Raw genomic sequence first — 16,640 nt, forward strand, 5'->3', positions numbered from 1 at the left:
GAAGGGCTTTTACCGAGACTACTGCTGCCCACCCTGGAACATCAAGCCGCTGTCATTCAGACCGAACTTGAACTTCTTGTTCATCTCGATGATCTCGGCGCCGGCCAGCAAAGTCGGCCCATAGCCATGCGCCGCCTTCACGCTGGTCGGACGATAGGCATAGAACGCCGGATCGAACGCCATCCCGGTGCCCACGCAGATCCCTTCGATCTGGCCGTTTTGCGTAACCTTGCTGGCCACGGCGTTCCAGGCCAGGTTGGCCATCGGACCATACATCTCGGGCTCGACATAGCCGCGGTTGACCGCGCGCGCAATCGCGTAGGCATAGATCGCGGTGGCCGAGGTCTCCTGGTAGGTATCGTTACGGTCGATCAGCTGGTGCCAGAAGCCGTCGCGGGTCTGGTAGCCGGCCAGGCCGCGGATATGCGCGCGCAGCTGCTCGAGCACGACGTTGTAGCCCTTGTGGGATTTCGGCAGCACTTCGAGCACCTCGACCATCGACATCACCGCCCAGCCGTTGGCGCGGGCCCAGCGCAGCTCGGGATGATCGCGCTTGCCCTCGACATAGCCGTGCATGTAGATGCCGAGCTTGGGATTGAACATGCGCTTGGAGAACTGCTGCACCTGGCGCACCGCATCATCATAGTACTTGCTGTCGCCCGTGGTCTTGCCCAGGTAGGCCATGGTCGGCACGCCCATGAACATATCGTCCAGCCACAGCGTGTCCGGCAGCGGGCGCATCTTGCGGCCGCCTTTTCCGTCCGGGCCGCCGCGCGCCAGCGTGCCGTCTTTCAGGCGGTACTCCTTGTTGGTGACGAAGTCGCCGCACACGCCGATCATCTGGCCGTAGTCGACCTTCGAGCCGGCCACCTTTGCCTTCAGGAAGCTGTGGCACAGCGCGCCCGCATCGTCCAGCGCATGCGGGTTCAGGAAGCCCTTGATCGGCGCATGCGCGTTCTGCGCATCCGCCTTCACCGCCGGCATATAAGCCTTGGTCAGCTGCGACAGCAGGGTGTGACGCTTGGTCATGTAATCCTGGTAGCGGGTGTCACCGGTGGCCTGGGCCGCTGCCAGCATGCCGATATAGGTCACGCCCCATTCATAGCTGTTCAGGCGGAAGTCACCGGGTTTGAGCACGGCGTTCGGATTGGCCGTCGATACATCGGTGATGGCTGCGCCCGTGGTCTTGTCGATCAGCTCCGCCGGCGTAGTGCGGTCCAGGTAAGCGAACACGCGATCGAGCACGGCCTTGATTTCGGCCGCTTCCATCGCGCGGTAAGGTGTCGGGTACTTCACGTCGAGCGCATGCAGCATGGCGTCGGCCGGGGCTGGCCCTTTTTCTTGCGGCGGCGGCGCGTCCTGCGCGATCGCGCCCAGGGAAAACGGGAACAGGCCCGCCACGAGTATGGCCATCAGGGTGTGGCGCGGCTTGGGTGAGTGCATTGCTTGTGTCTCCTTTTATTGGATTTGGTGGATGGTCAATCCGGCGATGGTCTGGCGCGACCACGTGGTGCGGAAACCGAAGTACCCGCGCGTGAGCGGCCGCGGGTCGTAATAGGTAAACAGATCGCGGCCGTCCACGCGCATGCGCGTGCAGCCGTCACGAACCGCGATCTCGATCCGGTAGTCGCGATTCGGTTCGAGCAGGAAGTCGCGACCCAGGTGCTCGGCGACCAGTTCGCGCTTGCCATCGGCATAGCGGCGCATGCGCGTAGTGGTGTTGCCATTGCCGCCCATGCCGGCGTAATACAGCTCCAGGTCGTCGTAGTCCTCGAATTTGCCGGAGCGGGTGAACAGCGAGTTACGCGCCGGATCGCGCGCCATCCAGAACTGGTTCAGGTCCGACAGGCGGTCGTTCGGGCAGCCGTCCATCACCACCCGGCGCGTGTAGGCAATCAGCAGATTGCCCGACAGGGGCTTGTCGAGCCACACGGTGGCACCCGAATCGACGTCGATCAGCAGGCGGCCGTCGCGGTTGGCGACGACGTTGCGAGGCTTGCGCGCATATTCGCTCACATAGCCGGTCAAGGGTCCATCGAAATCATCCTGATGGAGCAAGGCTCCGCGCTCGCCCCAGCGCACGCAGGCCTGCGGCGAAAAATAAGCGTCCAGCGGATTACCCGGCAGCGCTGCGAGGCCGGCGACGACCTGGCGCGCATTGAATTCGGCGCCGGCGGCATTGGTATGGGTGCGGGCGTCCGAGAAGAAGGTGTCGACCGTCGCCGCGCCAACGTCGCGATAGGCGTTCGAGACCAGCATCGTCAAGTCCATGAAGTGGGCGCCGCCGGCGGTGGCCACCTGCCGGCCCCAGTCGGCGAAGTTGGCGAAATCGCGCTCGCCCTGCCACTTGTCGCGGTGCGGGATGGGCGCGGCGATGACGACGGTGGCGCCCTTCTCCCTGGCGTCGGCAACGTAGCGCGCCATATACCAGCCGAAGCTGTGCACCTGCTCCTTGCTGCCGTCGGGCCGGGTGTCCTCGACCGTCTCGGGGCCGATGCCCGGTGCGGAGGCGCGATTCTTCGAGGCCGGGTCGCCGATGCGGCCGCCGTCATTGTGGCCGAACTGGATCAGCACCACGTCGCCGCGCTTGAGCTGCGCCCTGACCCGGTCCCAGCGGCCCTCGGTGAAGAAGGTGCGGCTGCTGCGACCGCCGATCGCGGCATTAACCACATTGATCTTGCCGGCGTCGAAGTAAGGCGCGATGCGCTCGCCCCAGCCGATCGCCCCGTTCTGGCCACCGCTCTTGACGGTGGAGTCGCCGACCAGGAACAGGGTCGGCAAGGACGGATCGCGCGGCGCCTCGTCGCGCACGGTACGCGCATCCACCACCGGCCGCACGTCGTCCACCGGTTTCAGGAAGGTCTTCATGCGCGGGTCGCCCAGCTTTGCCAGCTCAGTCGCGACGACCTGGGCATTGAGGACCGCACCGGCCCAGTTGGTATGGACGCGCTCCTCGGGCACGGTGGCCGGGAACAGCGCCATGACGCCGTCTCGCCCCATCGCATCGTAGCGGCCCGCCACGATCCCGTTCAGGTCGATGAAGTCCACTTTTTCGGTGCGCGCCACCTCGGCCGCCCAGCCCGCGTAATCGGCGCGGTTGCGGCGCACCTTGCCTTGATCCGGCCCATCGTCGTTCCAGGCCTTGCGCGGGACCAGCGAGGCCACCACCGGCGTCGCCCCCTTGGCGCGGATGTCGGCGATGAACTTGCGCAGGTACCAGCCGTAACTGTGCACCGTCTCGCGCTTGCCGGTCAGGAGGTTGTCGATCTCGGTGGAATCGTCGCCCACGCCACGCATCGTGCCGCGCGCACGCTTGTCGTCGTTGACCGGCGACGCATCGTTGTGCCCGAACTGCATGATGACGATGTCGCCCGCCTTGACCAGGGCCAGCGTGCGCTCCCAATGCCCGCTGCTGATGTAAGTACGACTAGATAGGCCGCCCACGGCGCGGTTCACCAGATTGACGCGCGCCGCATCGACGTGGGCCGCCAGCGGATTCCCCCAGCCCCACTGCCCCTGCGCGCCCTTGCCCTGGCCGTCGTCATGGCCGTTGCGCACGGTGGAGTCGCCGATCAGGACGATCGAAGGAAGCGCCGGGTTGGCCGGTTCCGGCAGCACGACCTGGGCACGCGCGGGGTCCGTATTCACGGCGGCAGCCTGGTTTTGCGCGTGGCCCGACGCCATGGCGCAGGCCAGCACCAGCCATACCAATACCCGCTGCAGGGCGCGCGAAACAGTCATTGCCACGGTCTCCGTCGGTCGTTGTTATAGGCAGATTCTATGCGGCGTAATCAGCCACGGCGGTCAATACGCAGAAAGAATCAGCAATATGATTGGAAATGAGCAACTCGTACTGTAACAATGAGCGGACAACATCCACAAGACGGAGACACCCTCATGCGACCCCTCATGCATTCCGCGATCGGCCTGGCCGTCGCGCTGCTGCTGTGCGCCGACGCCTCGGCCCAGATCGGCAAACGCTTTCCCTCCGAGCGCAAGCTCGTCAAGGATCCGGTCACCGGCACCGAACTGACCTTCCTGACCAGCAAACCGCACGGCGATTCGAAGATCTATCCGACCCACCCGCAATGGACGGCCGACGGCAAGTGGCTGGTATTCCGCTCGCGCCTGGCCGGCAGCGAGGCGCTGGCGGTGAACGAAGAGACGGGCGACCTGGTGCAGGTGACCGAGGGCGGCTACACCGGCATGCTGAACCTGGCGCAGAAGTCGATGAAGCTGTACTACATGCGTAAAGGCGACGCTGGCCTGCAGATCGTCGAAACCGACCTGGCGCGCGTGCTGGCCGACAGCGCCGCCAGGCGCATGCAGCCAGCGGCCACCTACCAGCGCGTGGTCTCGAACCTGCCGGCCGAACTGGAAGCCGGCGGCGACCTGGCGCTCGACGCCGATGAAGAGTGGGTCTACTTCAAGGTCGGCCCGGGCCAGGCCGCCAAACACCTGGCGCCGGGCACGAAGATCGAGCCGGCCTTCGGCCCGCGCAAGATGGGCGCCGGCCCGCAAGGCATCGCGCGCCTGAACGTGCGCACCGGCGAAATCAAGCATGTGGTATCGGTGCCGTTCCAGGTCGGGCACATCCAGGCCAATCTGTGGAATCCGGGCGAGATCGTGTTCTGCTGGGAGACCGGCGGCAAGTCGCCGCAGCGCACCTGGACCGTGCGCGCCGACGGCAGCGGCCTGCGTCCGCTGTATCCGGAAGCGCCGTACGAATGGGTCACGCACGAGGCAGTGATCACGAAGGACGAGGTGGCGATGGCCATCATGGGGCACCGCGCGATTCCCGGCGCGGCAGCGTCGGTGGCCGGCCCCGCCACCGACGTCGGCGGCGCCAACCCGGGCCAGGACGACGGCTGGGGCGCCACCGGCACCCGCGAAAAGCCGACCGGCCTGGCGATCGTCAACCTGCGCACGCGCCAGATGCAGATCGTCGGCCAGACCGAATCAGGCAGCGGCCTGTGGCACGTGCACGGCTCGAGCGACGGCCGCTTCGCCGTGGGTGACGATTTCAGCCGCAGCGTCTACCTGATCGACCGCCGCAACCGCGAGATGATGATGCTGACCACCGGCCACAAGACCACCGCGGCCGACCATCCGCACCCCACCTTCAATGCCGACGGCACCCGCATCCAGATCCAGTCGGCCATGCTGTCGGAAGACGGCCGTTCGATGAATATCGTGGTGGTGCCGGTGCCGAAGGCCTGGCTCGAACGCAGCTTCCCGGCGCGCTGACCCGGAAAGAAAAACGGCCTGGCAATGCCAGGCCGTCGGATCAGTCTGAATCAAGCCAGGTGAAACACCTGGGTCAGCGGCCACTCCTTCGGCCGGTTGCCCGGCTCGACTTCCATCAGGTCGGCCATGTAATCCCACCATTTGCGCATCACCGGATGATCGGGCAGCGGGCCTAGCTCATGCCCCGGGTGCAACTTCATCACCGCGAACAGGTCGAGCGTTGCCTCGTCGAGGAAGATCGCATAGTCGTGGATGCCGGCGTCGCCGAGCAGCGCGGCCAGCTCGGGCCAGATGGCGTCGTGCCGGCGGCGGTACTCCGCCTCGTTGCCGGCCTTGAGCTTCATGCGGAAGGCCCGCGTGGCGTGAACGCCCATGCTCAGACGATCCCGCTGCCGCTGGCTCCCGCCTTTGCCGGGCGCAGGCCCGCCACGCGGTCGCGGTAGCCACTGGCGCGGTAGCAGGCCACCGGATCGGCGGCGCCGCCGGCGCGCACCCGCGCCATCGCCAGGATCGGGGTGACGTCGGTGCGGAAGGCGCGTTTCAGGGTCTGCGCCGCTTCCAGCACGTCGTTCTGCTCCTGCAAGCCGGCCAGAACGGCACGGTCGACCAGGGCCGACTGCACGAAGGCGCGCTGCACCTCGCCCGCGCTGCTCATCAGGCTCTCGATCGGGTCGGTGACATTGTGCGACTGGTCCAGCATATAGGCCGGCTTGAAGGCCTCGCCCTCGCGCCGCGCCGCGTCGGCCAGCTCGTTAAACACCAGGAACAGCTGGAACGGGTTGATCGAGCCGGAATCCAGGTCGTCGTCGCCGTACTTGCTGTCGTTGAAGTGGAAGCCGCCGAGTTTTCCGAACTGCGCCAGGCGCGCCACGATCATCTCGATATTCGTATTCGGCGCATGGTGGCCCAGGTCGACCAGGCACTTGGCCTTCGGTCCCAGCTCGGTGGCGCAGGCGAAGCTGGTGCCCCAGTCGGCGATGGTGGTGGCGTAGAACGCCGGCTCGAACAGCTTGTGCTCGATGAACACGTTCCAGTCGCTCGGCAGCGCGGCGTAGATCTCGCGCATGCTGTCCAGGTAGCGCTCGAGCGCGCCGCGCAGATTGTGCTGGCCGGGGAAGTTGGCGCCGTCGCCGACCCACACGGTCAGTGCCTGCGAGCCGATCGCGCGGCCGATCTCGATGCATTCGATATTGTGGGCCACCGCCTGCGCGCGCACGGCGGCGCTGGTCGAGGTGAGGCTGCCGAATTTATAGCTCTGCTCCTGGCCCTGCTGGTCCTGGAAAGTATTCGAATTGACCGCGTCGAAGGCCAGGCCCAGCGCCTGGGCCGTTTCGCGCAGCTCGGAGGCGTCGGTCGGCTTGTCCCACGGGAAGTGCGGCGACACGCTCGGGGTGGTGCGGGTCAGCTGGTGGATGACGGCGCAGTCTTCCAGCTTCTCGAACACATTGCGCGGCTCGCCGCGACCCGGAAAGCGCGCGAAACGCGTGCCGCCGGTGCCGGCGCCCCAGCTGGGCACCGCCACGGCGAAGGTCTGCGCCAGCGCGGTCAGTTTGTCGATGTCCAGGCCGCGGCGCGCCAGCATGCCGCCCAATCCCTCGTAGTCGGCCTGCAGCTGCGCGTCCAGTTTGGCGTTCTGGTCCGCGACCAGGCCAGCGTCGATAACGCTTGTCATTCTCGTCTCCTTGATGCAGGCGGCATAAGCCGCCGATGACCGGTGACGCCCGCCCTGATGGGTCGGCGTCCCGGCTTGTTGTGATGTCCTGCTATCTTAGCGTATCGGTCGCGGTCCGCAGATACTCAGCGGGTGAAGGCGGCCGCGTTGCCGGCATCCACGTTCAGGATGTTGCCGGTGCTCTTGCCCGACTTGTCGCTGGCGAAGAAGTACACGGCTTCGGCGATATCTTCCGGCAGCACCGACAGCTTGAGCATGCTGCGCTTGCGGTAGAACTCCTCGACGTCGTCAGCCTCGATCTTGTTGGAGGCGGCGCGCTCTTCCTTCCATTTGCCGTCCCAGATGCGCGAGCCGCGGATCACGGCGTCCGGATTGACCACATTGACGCGGATGCCGAATTCGGCGCCCTCCAGCGCCACGCAGCGCGCCAGGTGCAGCTCGGCCGCCTTGGCGGTGCAGTAGGCCGAGGCGCCGGCTGACGCTACCAACCCATTTTTGCTGCCCACGAAGACCATGCTGCCGCCCAGGCCCTGCTGCTTCATGATCCGGAAAGCCGCGCGGGTGGCCAGGAAGTAGCCGGTGACGAGGATGTCCTGGTTGCGCTTCCAGATGTCCAGCGTGGTCTCGTCCAGCGGCGCCGCCGAGGCGATGCCGGCATTCGAGATCAGGAGGTCGACGCCGCCGAAGCGCAGCGACGCCGCTTCCAGGATGCCGGCCACTTCATCCTCGCTCGTGATGTTGGCGCGCACGGTCCCGATACTATCCTTGCCGGCCACCTTGACCAGATCGTTGCCGGCCTGCTCGAGCGCCTCCGGGTCGATATCGGTCAGCATCACGCAGGCGCCCTCCTGCAGCAACTGGCGCGCGACCGCCTGGCCGATGCCGCCGGCGCCGCCGGTCACCAGCGCGATGCGGCCGGCCAGGCTTTTTGGCTTGGGCATGCGCTGCAGCTTGGCTTCCTCGAGCAGCCAGTACTCGATGTCGAAGGCCTCCTGTTCCGGCAGGCCGACATAGGTGTCGACGCCATTCGCGCCGCGCATCACATTGATGGCGTTGACGTAGAACTCACCGGCGATGCGCGCGGTGGCCTTGTCCTTGGCGAAGGACAGCATGCCAACGCCAGGGATCAGGTAGATGATCGGGTTGGCGTCGCGGATCTTCGGGCTGCTGGCGCGCTTGCAGCGTTCATAGTATGCGGTGTAGTCTGCGCGGTAGTCGACCAGGGCCTGGTCGAGACTCGCCTCCAGGCGCTCGAAATCGGGCGCGCTCGGGTCGAAGTCCAGCACCAGCGGGCGGATCTTGGTGCGCAAGAAGTGGTCCGGGCACGAGGTGCCCAACGCCGCCAGCGGCGCCAGGTGGGCGCTGCTCACGAATTCGAGCACGGCGTCGCTGTCGTCGAAGTGACCGAGCTTGTACTCGTCGCGGCTGATCTTGCCGCGCAGGAGCGGCATCAGGCGCGCAGCGAGCGCCGCGCGGTCGGACGCCGGCAAAATGGGGCTGGCCTGGCCGCCGAATACCGGCTGCTGGACGTTCTGCGCCAGCCAATCCTCGGCGCGCTTGATGATGGCCAGCGTGGTTTCGTAGCACGACTGCGAGGTATCGCCCCAGGTGAACAGGCCGTGGCCTTCGAGGATGATGCCCTTCAGCTGCGGGTTCGCCTGCGACACCGCTTCGAGCTTCAGGCCCAGGTCGTAGCCCGGACGCTGCCACGGCAGCCAACCCAGCTCGCCCTCGAAGATCTTCGCGGTGAGCTCCTTGCTGTTCTTGCAGGCGGCGATCGCGATGCAGGCATCCGGGTGCATGTGGTCGACGTGGCGCCGTGCGATATAGGCGTGCAGCGGGGTGTCGATGCTGGCCGCGCGCGGGTTCAGGTTGAAGGTGCAGTGCGGCAGGTAGCCGACCATCTCGTCCTCGTGTTCGAGGCCGCGGTAACGCCCCTTGAGCGCATGCAGCTTGCTCATGTAGAGGGTCGAGAAGCCATCCAGCTTGATGCTGCCCAGGTCACCGCCCGAGCCCTTCACCCACAGCACCTCGACCTGCTCGCCCGACAGCGGGTCGAGCATGTCGATCTTGGCCGAGGTATTGCCGCCACCAAAATTGGTGATCCGCAGGTCGGAACCCAGCAGGTTGGACCGGTACAGCAGCAGTTCCGGCTCACTCAGCGTGGCCGCAACCGCTTCATCCCAGCGCGAGGTGATCGGCTCGCGCTGCTTCGTTTCGCTCAAAGCGCCCATCAAAATCTCCTAGTTGATTGTTTTGTCATCGAATCGATGCGTCTCTTCCATGTCCTGCTTCCGCACGCTGCTCGAACAGCGCTACGGCATCGGCAGACAGTAGAAAGCAGCGGCCCACGGGGTGTCAACGCGGAAACAATCAACTTGCTGACCAAGTAGGAATCAATCACCGACTTGATCGATTTGAGCGTTTGTGCGTTGCAGCGCGGGGAAATAATCAGTCAATTGATCATTTGGTGATTGACGATATTGCATCTAGAAACTACTCTTTTCGAACACCCCGCGATTCCTGCCCAAAAGAGGCCTGGAACGACGGGTCCCATGCCGCACTCAACCAGACGGCTTACGGAGGAGACACAATATGGTGAATCACAAACGCCGCAAGCGTTTGCTGAAACTGCTTGCCGAGCACCAGACGGCAACGGTCCAGCAGCTTGTCGAATGGCTCAACGCGTCCCCGGCGACGGTCCGGCGCGACATCAGCTGGCTCGCGGGGCGCAATCTGCTCACCCGCACCCGTGGCGGCGCAGAGAACCTGCTGCCCAAGACGCGCCAGTTCCCGCTGACCAGCGAAACGTTCCAGAACAATATCCAGTGCTTCGCCTCGCGCAAGCGCGCCATCGCCCGCCATGCAGCCGGCATGTGCAACGACGGCGAGACGATCATCATCAACGGTGGCACCACCACCTTCATGATGGCCGAATTCCTCACCGAGAAGCAACTCAAGATCCTGACCAACTCTTTCCTGATGGCCGAGCGCCTGCTGGTCTCGAGCGAGAACGAGATCATCGTGCCGGGCGGCCGCGTGTACCGCGAGCAGAACGTCATCCTCTCGCCGTTCGACAACGACATCACCCAGCACCACTATGCCACCAAGATGTTCATGAGCGTCTACGGCCTGTCGCTGCTGGGATTGATGGAAGCCGACCCGCTGCTGATCCAGGCCGAGAAGCGCCTGATCAGCCAGGCCGAGGAACTGGTGGTGCTGGCCGACAGCTCGAAGTTCGCGCGCAAGGCCGGCCTGATCCTGTGCGGCCTGGATCGCGTGTCCACCGTGATCACCGACACCGATGCCTCCGACAAGGCGGTGCAGCTGCTGGAGCAGTATGGCGTGAAGGTCGTCACCGTTGAACCCGACGGCGACCTGCCGGCGCTGCGCACCACGCGCTACAGCCCCCAATATGACTTGCAGTCCGCAGCCCTGATGGAGATTTCGCATTGAAGATCAAACAGCTCCTGCTGGCCGCGGCGGCGGTCGGTGTATTCGCCGGCCTGGCCGGCTGCGCCGACAAGAAGGCCGAAGCCGCGCCTGAAAAGACCCGCATCGCGATGGTCGTGAAAAGCCTGGGCAACGGCTTCTTCGACGCTGCCCACCAGGGCGCGAAGGATGCCGCCGCCGAGATCGGCGGGGTCGAGATCATCTACACCGGCCCGACCACGCCCAGCGCCGAAGGCCAGATCGAGATCATCAATTCGCTGATCAGCCAGAAGGTCGATGCGATCGTGGTCTCCGCCAACGACCCCAACGCCCTGGTGCCGATCGCCAAGAAGGCGATGCAGCGCGGGATCAAGGTGATTTCGTTCGACAGCGCGCTGGCCCCGGGCGGGCGCCAGATGCAGCTCAATCCCTCCAACGCGGAACTGATCGGCCAGAAGCAGATCGAGATGGCGGCCGCCGAATTGAACGGCAAGGGCGAGCTGGCGATCCTGTCGGCGTCGGCCCAGGCGACCAACCAGAACATCTGGATCGGCGTCATGAAGAAGACGCTCGAACAGCCCCAGTACGCGGGCCTGAAGCTGGTGGCCACCGTGTATGGCGACGACCAATCGGACAAGAGCTATCGCGAAGCCATTGGCCTCTTGCGCAGCCACCCGAACCTGAAGGCGATCATCGCCCCGACCACGGTCGGCATCGTCGCCGCCAGCAAGGCGGTGGCCGACGAAGGCCTGGTGGGCAAGGTGTTCGTCACCGGCCTGGGTCTGCCATCCGAGATGGCTGGCCACGTCAAGAGCGGCGCGGTGCGCGAGTTCGCGATCTGGAATCCGATCGACTTGGGCTACGCCGCCACGTTCGCGGCGCACCAGTTCGTGGCCGGCAAGGCGCAAACGGGCGACGGCGCGATCGTGTCGGTCGGCCGCCTGGGCGCCGTGACGCTGGATGCGAATGGCGAAACCGCCCTCGGCCCGCCGTTCACCTACAACGCCGGCAACGTCGACCAGTTCGCCAAGCTGTTCTGACCCGGCCCGTTCGCCGCGCGCGCGACCGCCTGGTCGATGCGCGCGGCGCCATTCATCCGTTCGTAACAACAATATGCCAGTGACCCAACTGACAAGCCCACCCCTGCGCCCGAATGACGGCGCGCCCGCCGCGCCGGTTCTGCAGTTGACCGGCATCACCAAGCGCTTCAACGGCGTATGCGCCTTGAATGGCGTGCGCCTGTCCGTCCGTCCGGGCGAAGTCATGGCCCTGATCGGCGAGAACGGGGCCGGCAAGTCGACCCTGGTCAAGACCCTGACCGGCATCCACCGTCCCGACGAAGGCGCGATCCTGCTCGACGGGAAGCCGGTATCCTTCGGCAGCCCGCAGGAAGCGATGGCCGCCGGGATCACCGCCGTGCACCAGGAAACCGTGATGTTCGACGAATTATCGGTGGCCGAGAACATCTATGTTGGGCGCCACCCGACGCGTGGCCCGGCGCGGCGCATCGACTGGGCCGGGATCGAGGCCGAGGCCGAGGAGCTGTTCGCGCGCCTGGAGGTGTCGTTGCCGGTGCGTGCGCGGGTGCGCGACCTGTCGGTGGCCCAGCGCCACTTCGTCGAGATCGCGCGCGCCCTGTCGCAGGATGCGCGGATGGTGATCATGGACGAGCCGACCGCCGCGCTGTCGCAGCGCGAGATCCGCGAGCTGTATCGCATCATCGACGGGCTGCGTGCGCGCGGCACCGCCGTCATCTTCATCTCGCACAAATTCGACGAAATCTACGAGGTGGCCGACTGCTACACGGTGCTGCGCGACGGCCAGTTCGTGGCCGAAGGCCGCCTGGCCGACGTCAAGGAGCCGGAACTGGTGGCGCTGATGGTGGGGCGCGCCGTACACCAGGCCTATCCCAAGGCCGATGTAGCAATCGGCGCGCCGCTGCTGGAGGTCGAGGGCCTGAGTCACCCGACCGAATTCCGGGATGTCGGTTTTACCTTGCGCAAGGGAGAGATCCTCGGCTTTTATGGGCTGGTGGGCGCCGGCCGCTCGGAGGTGATGCAGGCGCTGTTCGGATTGACGCCACGGGTGACCGGAAGCGTGCGGCTGGAGGGCCAGCCGGCGGTATTTTGCAACCCCGGCGAAGCGATCGGGCGCGGCCTGGCCTATGTGCCCGAGGACCGCCAACATCATGGTGCGCACCTGACCATGCCGATCATGCACAACATTACACTGCCGATCCTGTCGACATTTGGATTCTTTCCCCGCGCCCGGGCAGAGGCCGCGCTGGCGCGCCGCTTCGCCGAACAGCTGGAGCTGAAGGCCGCCTACCTGAGCCAGAACGTCGACGAGCTCTCGGGCGGCAACCAGCAGAAGGTGGTGCTCGGCAAGTGGCTGGCCACCGATCCCAAGGTCATCATCCTCGACGAACCCACCAAGGGCATCGACATCGGCTCCAAGGCCGCCGTGCACCGCTTCGTGAGCGGCCTGGTCGAACGCGGCCTGTCGGTGATCCTGGTCTCGTCCGAACTGCCCGAGGTGCTGGGCCTGGCCGACCGCGTGGTCGTGATGCGCCAAGGGCGCGTCGTGCGTGAATTCACGCGCGGGCTGGCCACGCCCGAGACTGTGGTCGCGGCCGCGTCCGGGGTCGACCTGGGTGTGGAGGCCGCGCCATGAACAAGCGACTCGCCTTACTGGACATCGTGAAGCAGCGCGAAGCCCTGCTGGCCGTGATGGTGGTCGCGCTGGTGCTGCTGGTCGGTGTGCGCGCGCCGGTGTTTCTGACCACCGCCTCGCTGGCCAATCTGCTCACCGACAGCACCCTGCTCGTGATGCTGGCCCTGACCCAGATGCTGGTGATCGTCACCCGCGGCATCGACCTGTCGGTAGCCTCGAACCTGGCCCTGTCGGGTATGGTCGCGGCCATGCTGGCGTCGAACAATCCGGAACTGCCGCTGCTGTTCGTGATGCTGGCCGCGGCCGGCACCGGCCTGGCGCTGGGCCTCGTCAACGGCGGCTTGATCGGCTATCTGGCGCTGCCGCCGATCGTGGTCACACTGGGCACCATGAGCGTGTACCGCGGGCTGGTGTTCGTGATCTCGGGCGGCGCCTGGGTATCGGCGCACCAGATGCCGGCCAACTTCATCGGCTTTCCGCTGCAGCGCCTGTTCGGCCTGCCGCACCTGGTGTGGATCGCCCTCGGGGCGGTGCTCGCGATGGCCTTCCTGGCCCGTCACACGCGCTTCGGCCGCGACCTGTACGCGATCGGCAATGCGCCGCAATGCGCCGCCTACATCGGCATTCCGACCGCGCGCCGGCTGTTCTGGACTTATGGCCTGTCGGGCATGGTGGCGGGCCTGTGCGGCTACCTGTGGGTGGCGCGCTACGCGGTCGCCTATACGGAGATCGCCTATGGTTTCGAATTCACCGTGATCGCCGCCTGCGTGATCGGCGGAGCCAGCATCGCCGGCGGCGTCGGCTCGGTGCTCGGCACCGTCCTCGGCGCGCTGTTCCTGTCGGTGATCGGCAATGCCTTGCCGGTGCTGCAGGTCTCGCCGTTCTGGCAAAGCGCGCTGACCGGCGCCGTGATCCTGGTCGCCGTGCTGCTCAATGCCGGCGGCAACCGCAAGCGCAGCCGCCAGATCCTGCCGCTGCACCAGAGCGAACCCAATGCCGCAAGGAGCGCAGCATGAATGCGACCAGCGTCGCCGAGGTCGAAACCCCACCTGACACCAAGACCGTGAACGAATCCAGCCACACCTCGCGTTATACGATCCTCGATCGCCAGCGGCCCGCCCTGCGCCACGTGCTGGCGCGCTGGGAGACCCTGCTCGCCCTGCTGCTGTTGGCGGTGTTCGTCGCTGGCGGCGTCACGCTGGAGCACTTCCTCGATCCCTACAACCTGCTCGACGGGACGGTCAATTTCAGCGAGAAGGCCCTGATCGCGCTGCCGATGGCCCTATTGATCATCTGCCGCGAGATCGACATCTCGGTGGCCGGCACGCTGGCGCTGTCGTCGGTGGCCATGGGCCTGGCGCACAGCGCCGGCATGCCGGCCGGGGCCCTGCTTTTCGTGGCGGTCGGCACCGGCCTGGCCTGCGGCTGGCTCAATGGCTTCCTGGTCACCCGCTTCATGTTGCCTTCGATCGTCGTCACGATCGGCACCATCGCCCTGTACCGGGGCCTGGCCAGCGTGGCGCTGGGCGACCAGGCCTTCACCAACTACCCGCAGCTAATGGCCGACTGGGGACAGGGAACGTTCTTTGGCGTGGTGCCTCGGGCCTTCGTGATCCTGCTCGGTTTCGCGCTGCTGTTTGCCGTGGTCTTGCATGCCACCACGGCGGGCCGCCGCATCTACGCCATCGGCAATAATCCTGACGCCGCGCGCTTCTCGGGCATCGCGGTCGACCGCTACCGCCTGGGACTGTTCATGCTCACCGGCGCGATGGCGGGCCTGGCGGCCTTCCTGCTGACCGGCCGCATCGGCAGCACGCGACCGAACATCGCCACGGGCTGGGAGCTCGAGATCATCACCATGGTGATCCTGGGCGGCGTGAGCATCGCTGGCGGCGCCGGCACCATCGGCGGCGTGCTGCTGGCGGTGCTGACGATGGGCGCGGTCACCTATGGCCTGGCGCTGGCCAACGTGCCCGGCATCTACATGACGATCGTGGTGGGCGTGCTGCTGCTGGCGACCATCGCGCTGTCGCGCCTGTTGCGCGGCAAGCCGACCCGCCACTGATGGAGCGCGAACCCATGCAAGCGACCCCGGACGACGCCCTGATCGTACTCGACATCGGCAAGACGAACGTCAAGCTGGCCCTGGTGGATGCCGCCGGACGGCTGCTGGCCGAACGGCGCCGGCCAAATGCGATCCTGCACGACGGCCCCTATCCGCACCACGATACCGAAGGCATCTGGGACTGGATGCTGGCGACCTGCCGCGCCTTCGCCGGCCAGGCGCGGGTGACGGCGATCGTTCCGGTGACTCACGGCGCCACCGCCGCCCTGGTCGACGACGACGGTTTGATGCTGCCGGTGCTCGACTACGAGGCGGCGCTGCCGGAGCTTGACTATGCGGCGCTGCGGCCTGCCTATGCGCAGACCTACTCGCCGCTGCTGCCGTCTGGCCTGAACCTCGGCCGCCAGCTGGCCTGGCTGCAGCAGGAACACCCGGAAGCCTTCGCGCGAACGCGCCACATCCTGATGTACCCGCAATACTGGGCCTGGCGCCTGTGCGGCGTGGCGGCAGGCGAGGCCACCTCGCTCGGCTGCCATACCGATATGTGGGACCCGGTACGCCAGGACTATTCGTCGCTGGTGACGCGCATGGGTTGGGACCCGCAGCTGCCGCCGCTGGCGCCGGCCTGGGCCACGCTCGGCGTGCTGCGTCCCGAGGTTGCGCAAGCCACCGGGCTGGCGCCATCCTGCGAAGTCCTGTGCGGCATCCACGACAGCAATGCCTCGCTGCTGCGCCATCTGGGCAGCGATGGGGCCTCGGCGCCGCGCACCGTGCTCTCGACCGGCACCTGGCTGATCGCAGCCGCCTTCGGCGCCAGCCTGGATGGCCTGCGCGAGGATGCCGACATGCTGGCCAATACCAACGCACTCGGCCAGCCGGTAGCCTGCATGCGCTTCATGGGTGGACGCGAATTCGGCGCACTGGCCGGCGACCAGCCGGCCTCCTGCTCGTTCGAACAACTCGAACGGCTGATCGCACGCGGCACGATGGCGCTCCCCTGCTTCGCCGACGGCGGCGGCCCTTTCGCAGGCCGGCAAGGCCATATCAAGGGACCGCCTCCGCTCGACGTCGGCGAACGCTTCGCACTCGCCACACTGTACTGCGTACTAATGACCGACTACTGCCTCGACGCGCTCGGCGCCCGCGGCCCGATCACGGTCGAAGGCGCCTTCACCGCCAACCCCTGGTTCGGCCCCCTGCTGGCCAGCCTCCGCCCTCACCAGTCACTGGCCTATTCCGACGACGCCAGCGGCACCACCTGCGGCGGCTGGCTCCTGCGCTACCGCGACGCCACCCCAACCACCCAACACCACCCCAAGCCCCCGCGCACCGTCATCGGCCTTCCCGCCTACCGCACCGCCTGGCGCACCGCCCTTGCCACACTCACCCCGCAACTATCCGACGCTCAACAACCCAACAATTAGGGTCAGAGTAAAATTATTGACCAATTGATTTACTGAAGTTGTCAAACAATTCGACTCTGAGATAGCCCGGGTTTGGTGGACATCCAAAATAGGAGACAATACGTCCTATGGATGACACTACAACTTC

Annotated in this window: 12 protein-coding genes; 7 read left to right on the plus strand and 5 right to left on the minus strand. The window is 66.1% G+C overall.

Translation table 11 applies throughout. The features are described from left to right. Window positions 1–18: 18 nt before the first annotated feature. Together AC3A6F_RS12890 and AC3A6F_RS12895 are read right to left on the minus strand one after the other, a co-directional pair. Window positions 19–1,443 carry a glycoside hydrolase family 88/105 protein gene (locus AC3A6F_RS12890; RefSeq protein WP_487681260.1) on the minus strand — a complete coding sequence of 475 codons (1,425 nt, stop codon included), beginning with the start codon at window positions 1,441–1,443 and terminating at the stop codon, window positions 19–21. Between the two features lie 15 nt (window positions 1,444–1,458). Continuing rightward, window positions 1,459–3,741, minus strand: coding sequence for a DUF6250 domain-containing protein (locus AC3A6F_RS12895; RefSeq protein ID WP_487681262.1), 2,283 nt, complete (start codon window positions 3,739–3,741; stop codon window positions 1,459–1,461). 156 nt (window positions 3,742–3,897) lie between these two features. Here AC3A6F_RS12895 and AC3A6F_RS12900 point away from each other — a divergent pair, with 156 nt between their 5' ends. Next, window positions 3,898–5,247 carry a TolB family protein gene (locus tag AC3A6F_RS12900; RefSeq protein ID WP_487681264.1) on the plus strand — a complete coding sequence of 450 codons (1,350 nt, stop codon included), beginning with the start codon at window positions 3,898–3,900 and terminating at the stop codon, window positions 5,245–5,247. Between the two features lie 50 nt (window positions 5,248–5,297). On the opposite strand, the gene AC3A6F_RS12905 is transcribed toward AC3A6F_RS12900, so the two are convergent. From AC3A6F_RS12905 to AC3A6F_RS12915, 3 genes are all read right to left on the minus strand, one after another. Further along, complete coding sequence (locus tag AC3A6F_RS12905) at window positions 5,298–5,621, minus strand: L-rhamnose mutarotase (protein ID WP_487681266.1); 324 nt, start codon at window positions 5,619–5,621, stop codon at window positions 5,298–5,300. Between the two features lie 2 nt (window positions 5,622–5,623). Continuing rightward, window positions 5,624–6,919, minus strand: coding sequence for an L-rhamnose catabolism isomerase (gene rhaI / locus AC3A6F_RS12910; protein WP_487681268.1), 1,296 nt, complete (start codon window positions 6,917–6,919; stop codon window positions 5,624–5,626). Between the two features lie 125 nt (window positions 6,920–7,044). Then, a complete protein-coding gene (locus tag AC3A6F_RS12915) occupies window positions 7,045–9,153 on the minus strand; it encodes a bifunctional rhamnulose-1-phosphate aldolase/short-chain dehydrogenase (protein WP_487681270.1) in 2,109 nt (702 codons plus the stop codon). 361 nt (window positions 9,154–9,514) lie between these two features. Here AC3A6F_RS12915 and AC3A6F_RS12920 point away from each other — a divergent pair, with 361 nt between their 5' ends. The 6 genes from AC3A6F_RS12920 to AC3A6F_RS12945 all read left to right on the plus strand — a co-directional run bounded on the left by AC3A6F_RS12920 (window position 9,515) and on the right by AC3A6F_RS12945 (window position 16,513). After that, complete coding sequence (locus AC3A6F_RS12920) at window positions 9,515–10,375, plus strand: DeoR/GlpR family DNA-binding transcription regulator (RefSeq protein ID WP_123068358.1); 861 nt, start codon at window positions 9,515–9,517, stop codon at window positions 10,373–10,375. Then, window positions 10,372–11,391: a rhamnose ABC transporter substrate-binding protein gene (rhaS, locus tag AC3A6F_RS12925; protein WP_487681273.1), complete on the plus strand. Its 1,020-nt coding sequence runs from the start codon at window positions 10,372–10,374 to the stop codon at window positions 11,389–11,391. Before AC3A6F_RS12920 ends, rhaS begins: the two co-directional genes overlap by 4 nt. A 73-nt stretch (window positions 11,392–11,464) precedes the next feature. Beyond that, window positions 11,465–13,024 (plus strand): sugar ABC transporter ATP-binding protein, encoded by a 1,560-nt coding sequence (locus AC3A6F_RS12930; protein WP_487681275.1) that lies wholly within the window; start codon window positions 11,465–11,467, stop codon window positions 13,022–13,024. Then, a complete protein-coding gene (locus AC3A6F_RS12935) occupies window positions 13,021–14,040 on the plus strand; it encodes an ABC transporter permease (protein WP_487681277.1) in 1,020 nt (339 codons plus the stop codon). The genes AC3A6F_RS12930 and AC3A6F_RS12935 overlap by 4 nt, the downstream gene beginning before the upstream one ends. Then, a complete protein-coding gene (locus AC3A6F_RS12940; protein ID WP_487681279.1) occupies window positions 14,037–15,089 on the plus strand; it encodes an ABC transporter permease in 1,053 nt (350 codons plus the stop codon). The genes AC3A6F_RS12935 and AC3A6F_RS12940 overlap by 4 nt, the downstream gene beginning before the upstream one ends. A 14-nt stretch (window positions 15,090–15,103) precedes the next feature. Beyond that, a complete protein-coding gene (locus AC3A6F_RS12945) occupies window positions 15,104–16,513 on the plus strand; it encodes an FGGY-family carbohydrate kinase (protein ID WP_487681281.1) in 1,410 nt (469 codons plus the stop codon). Window positions 16,514–16,640 lie beyond the last annotated feature (127 nt).

Source organism: Massilia sp. Soil_C_3 (assembly GCF_057657035.1).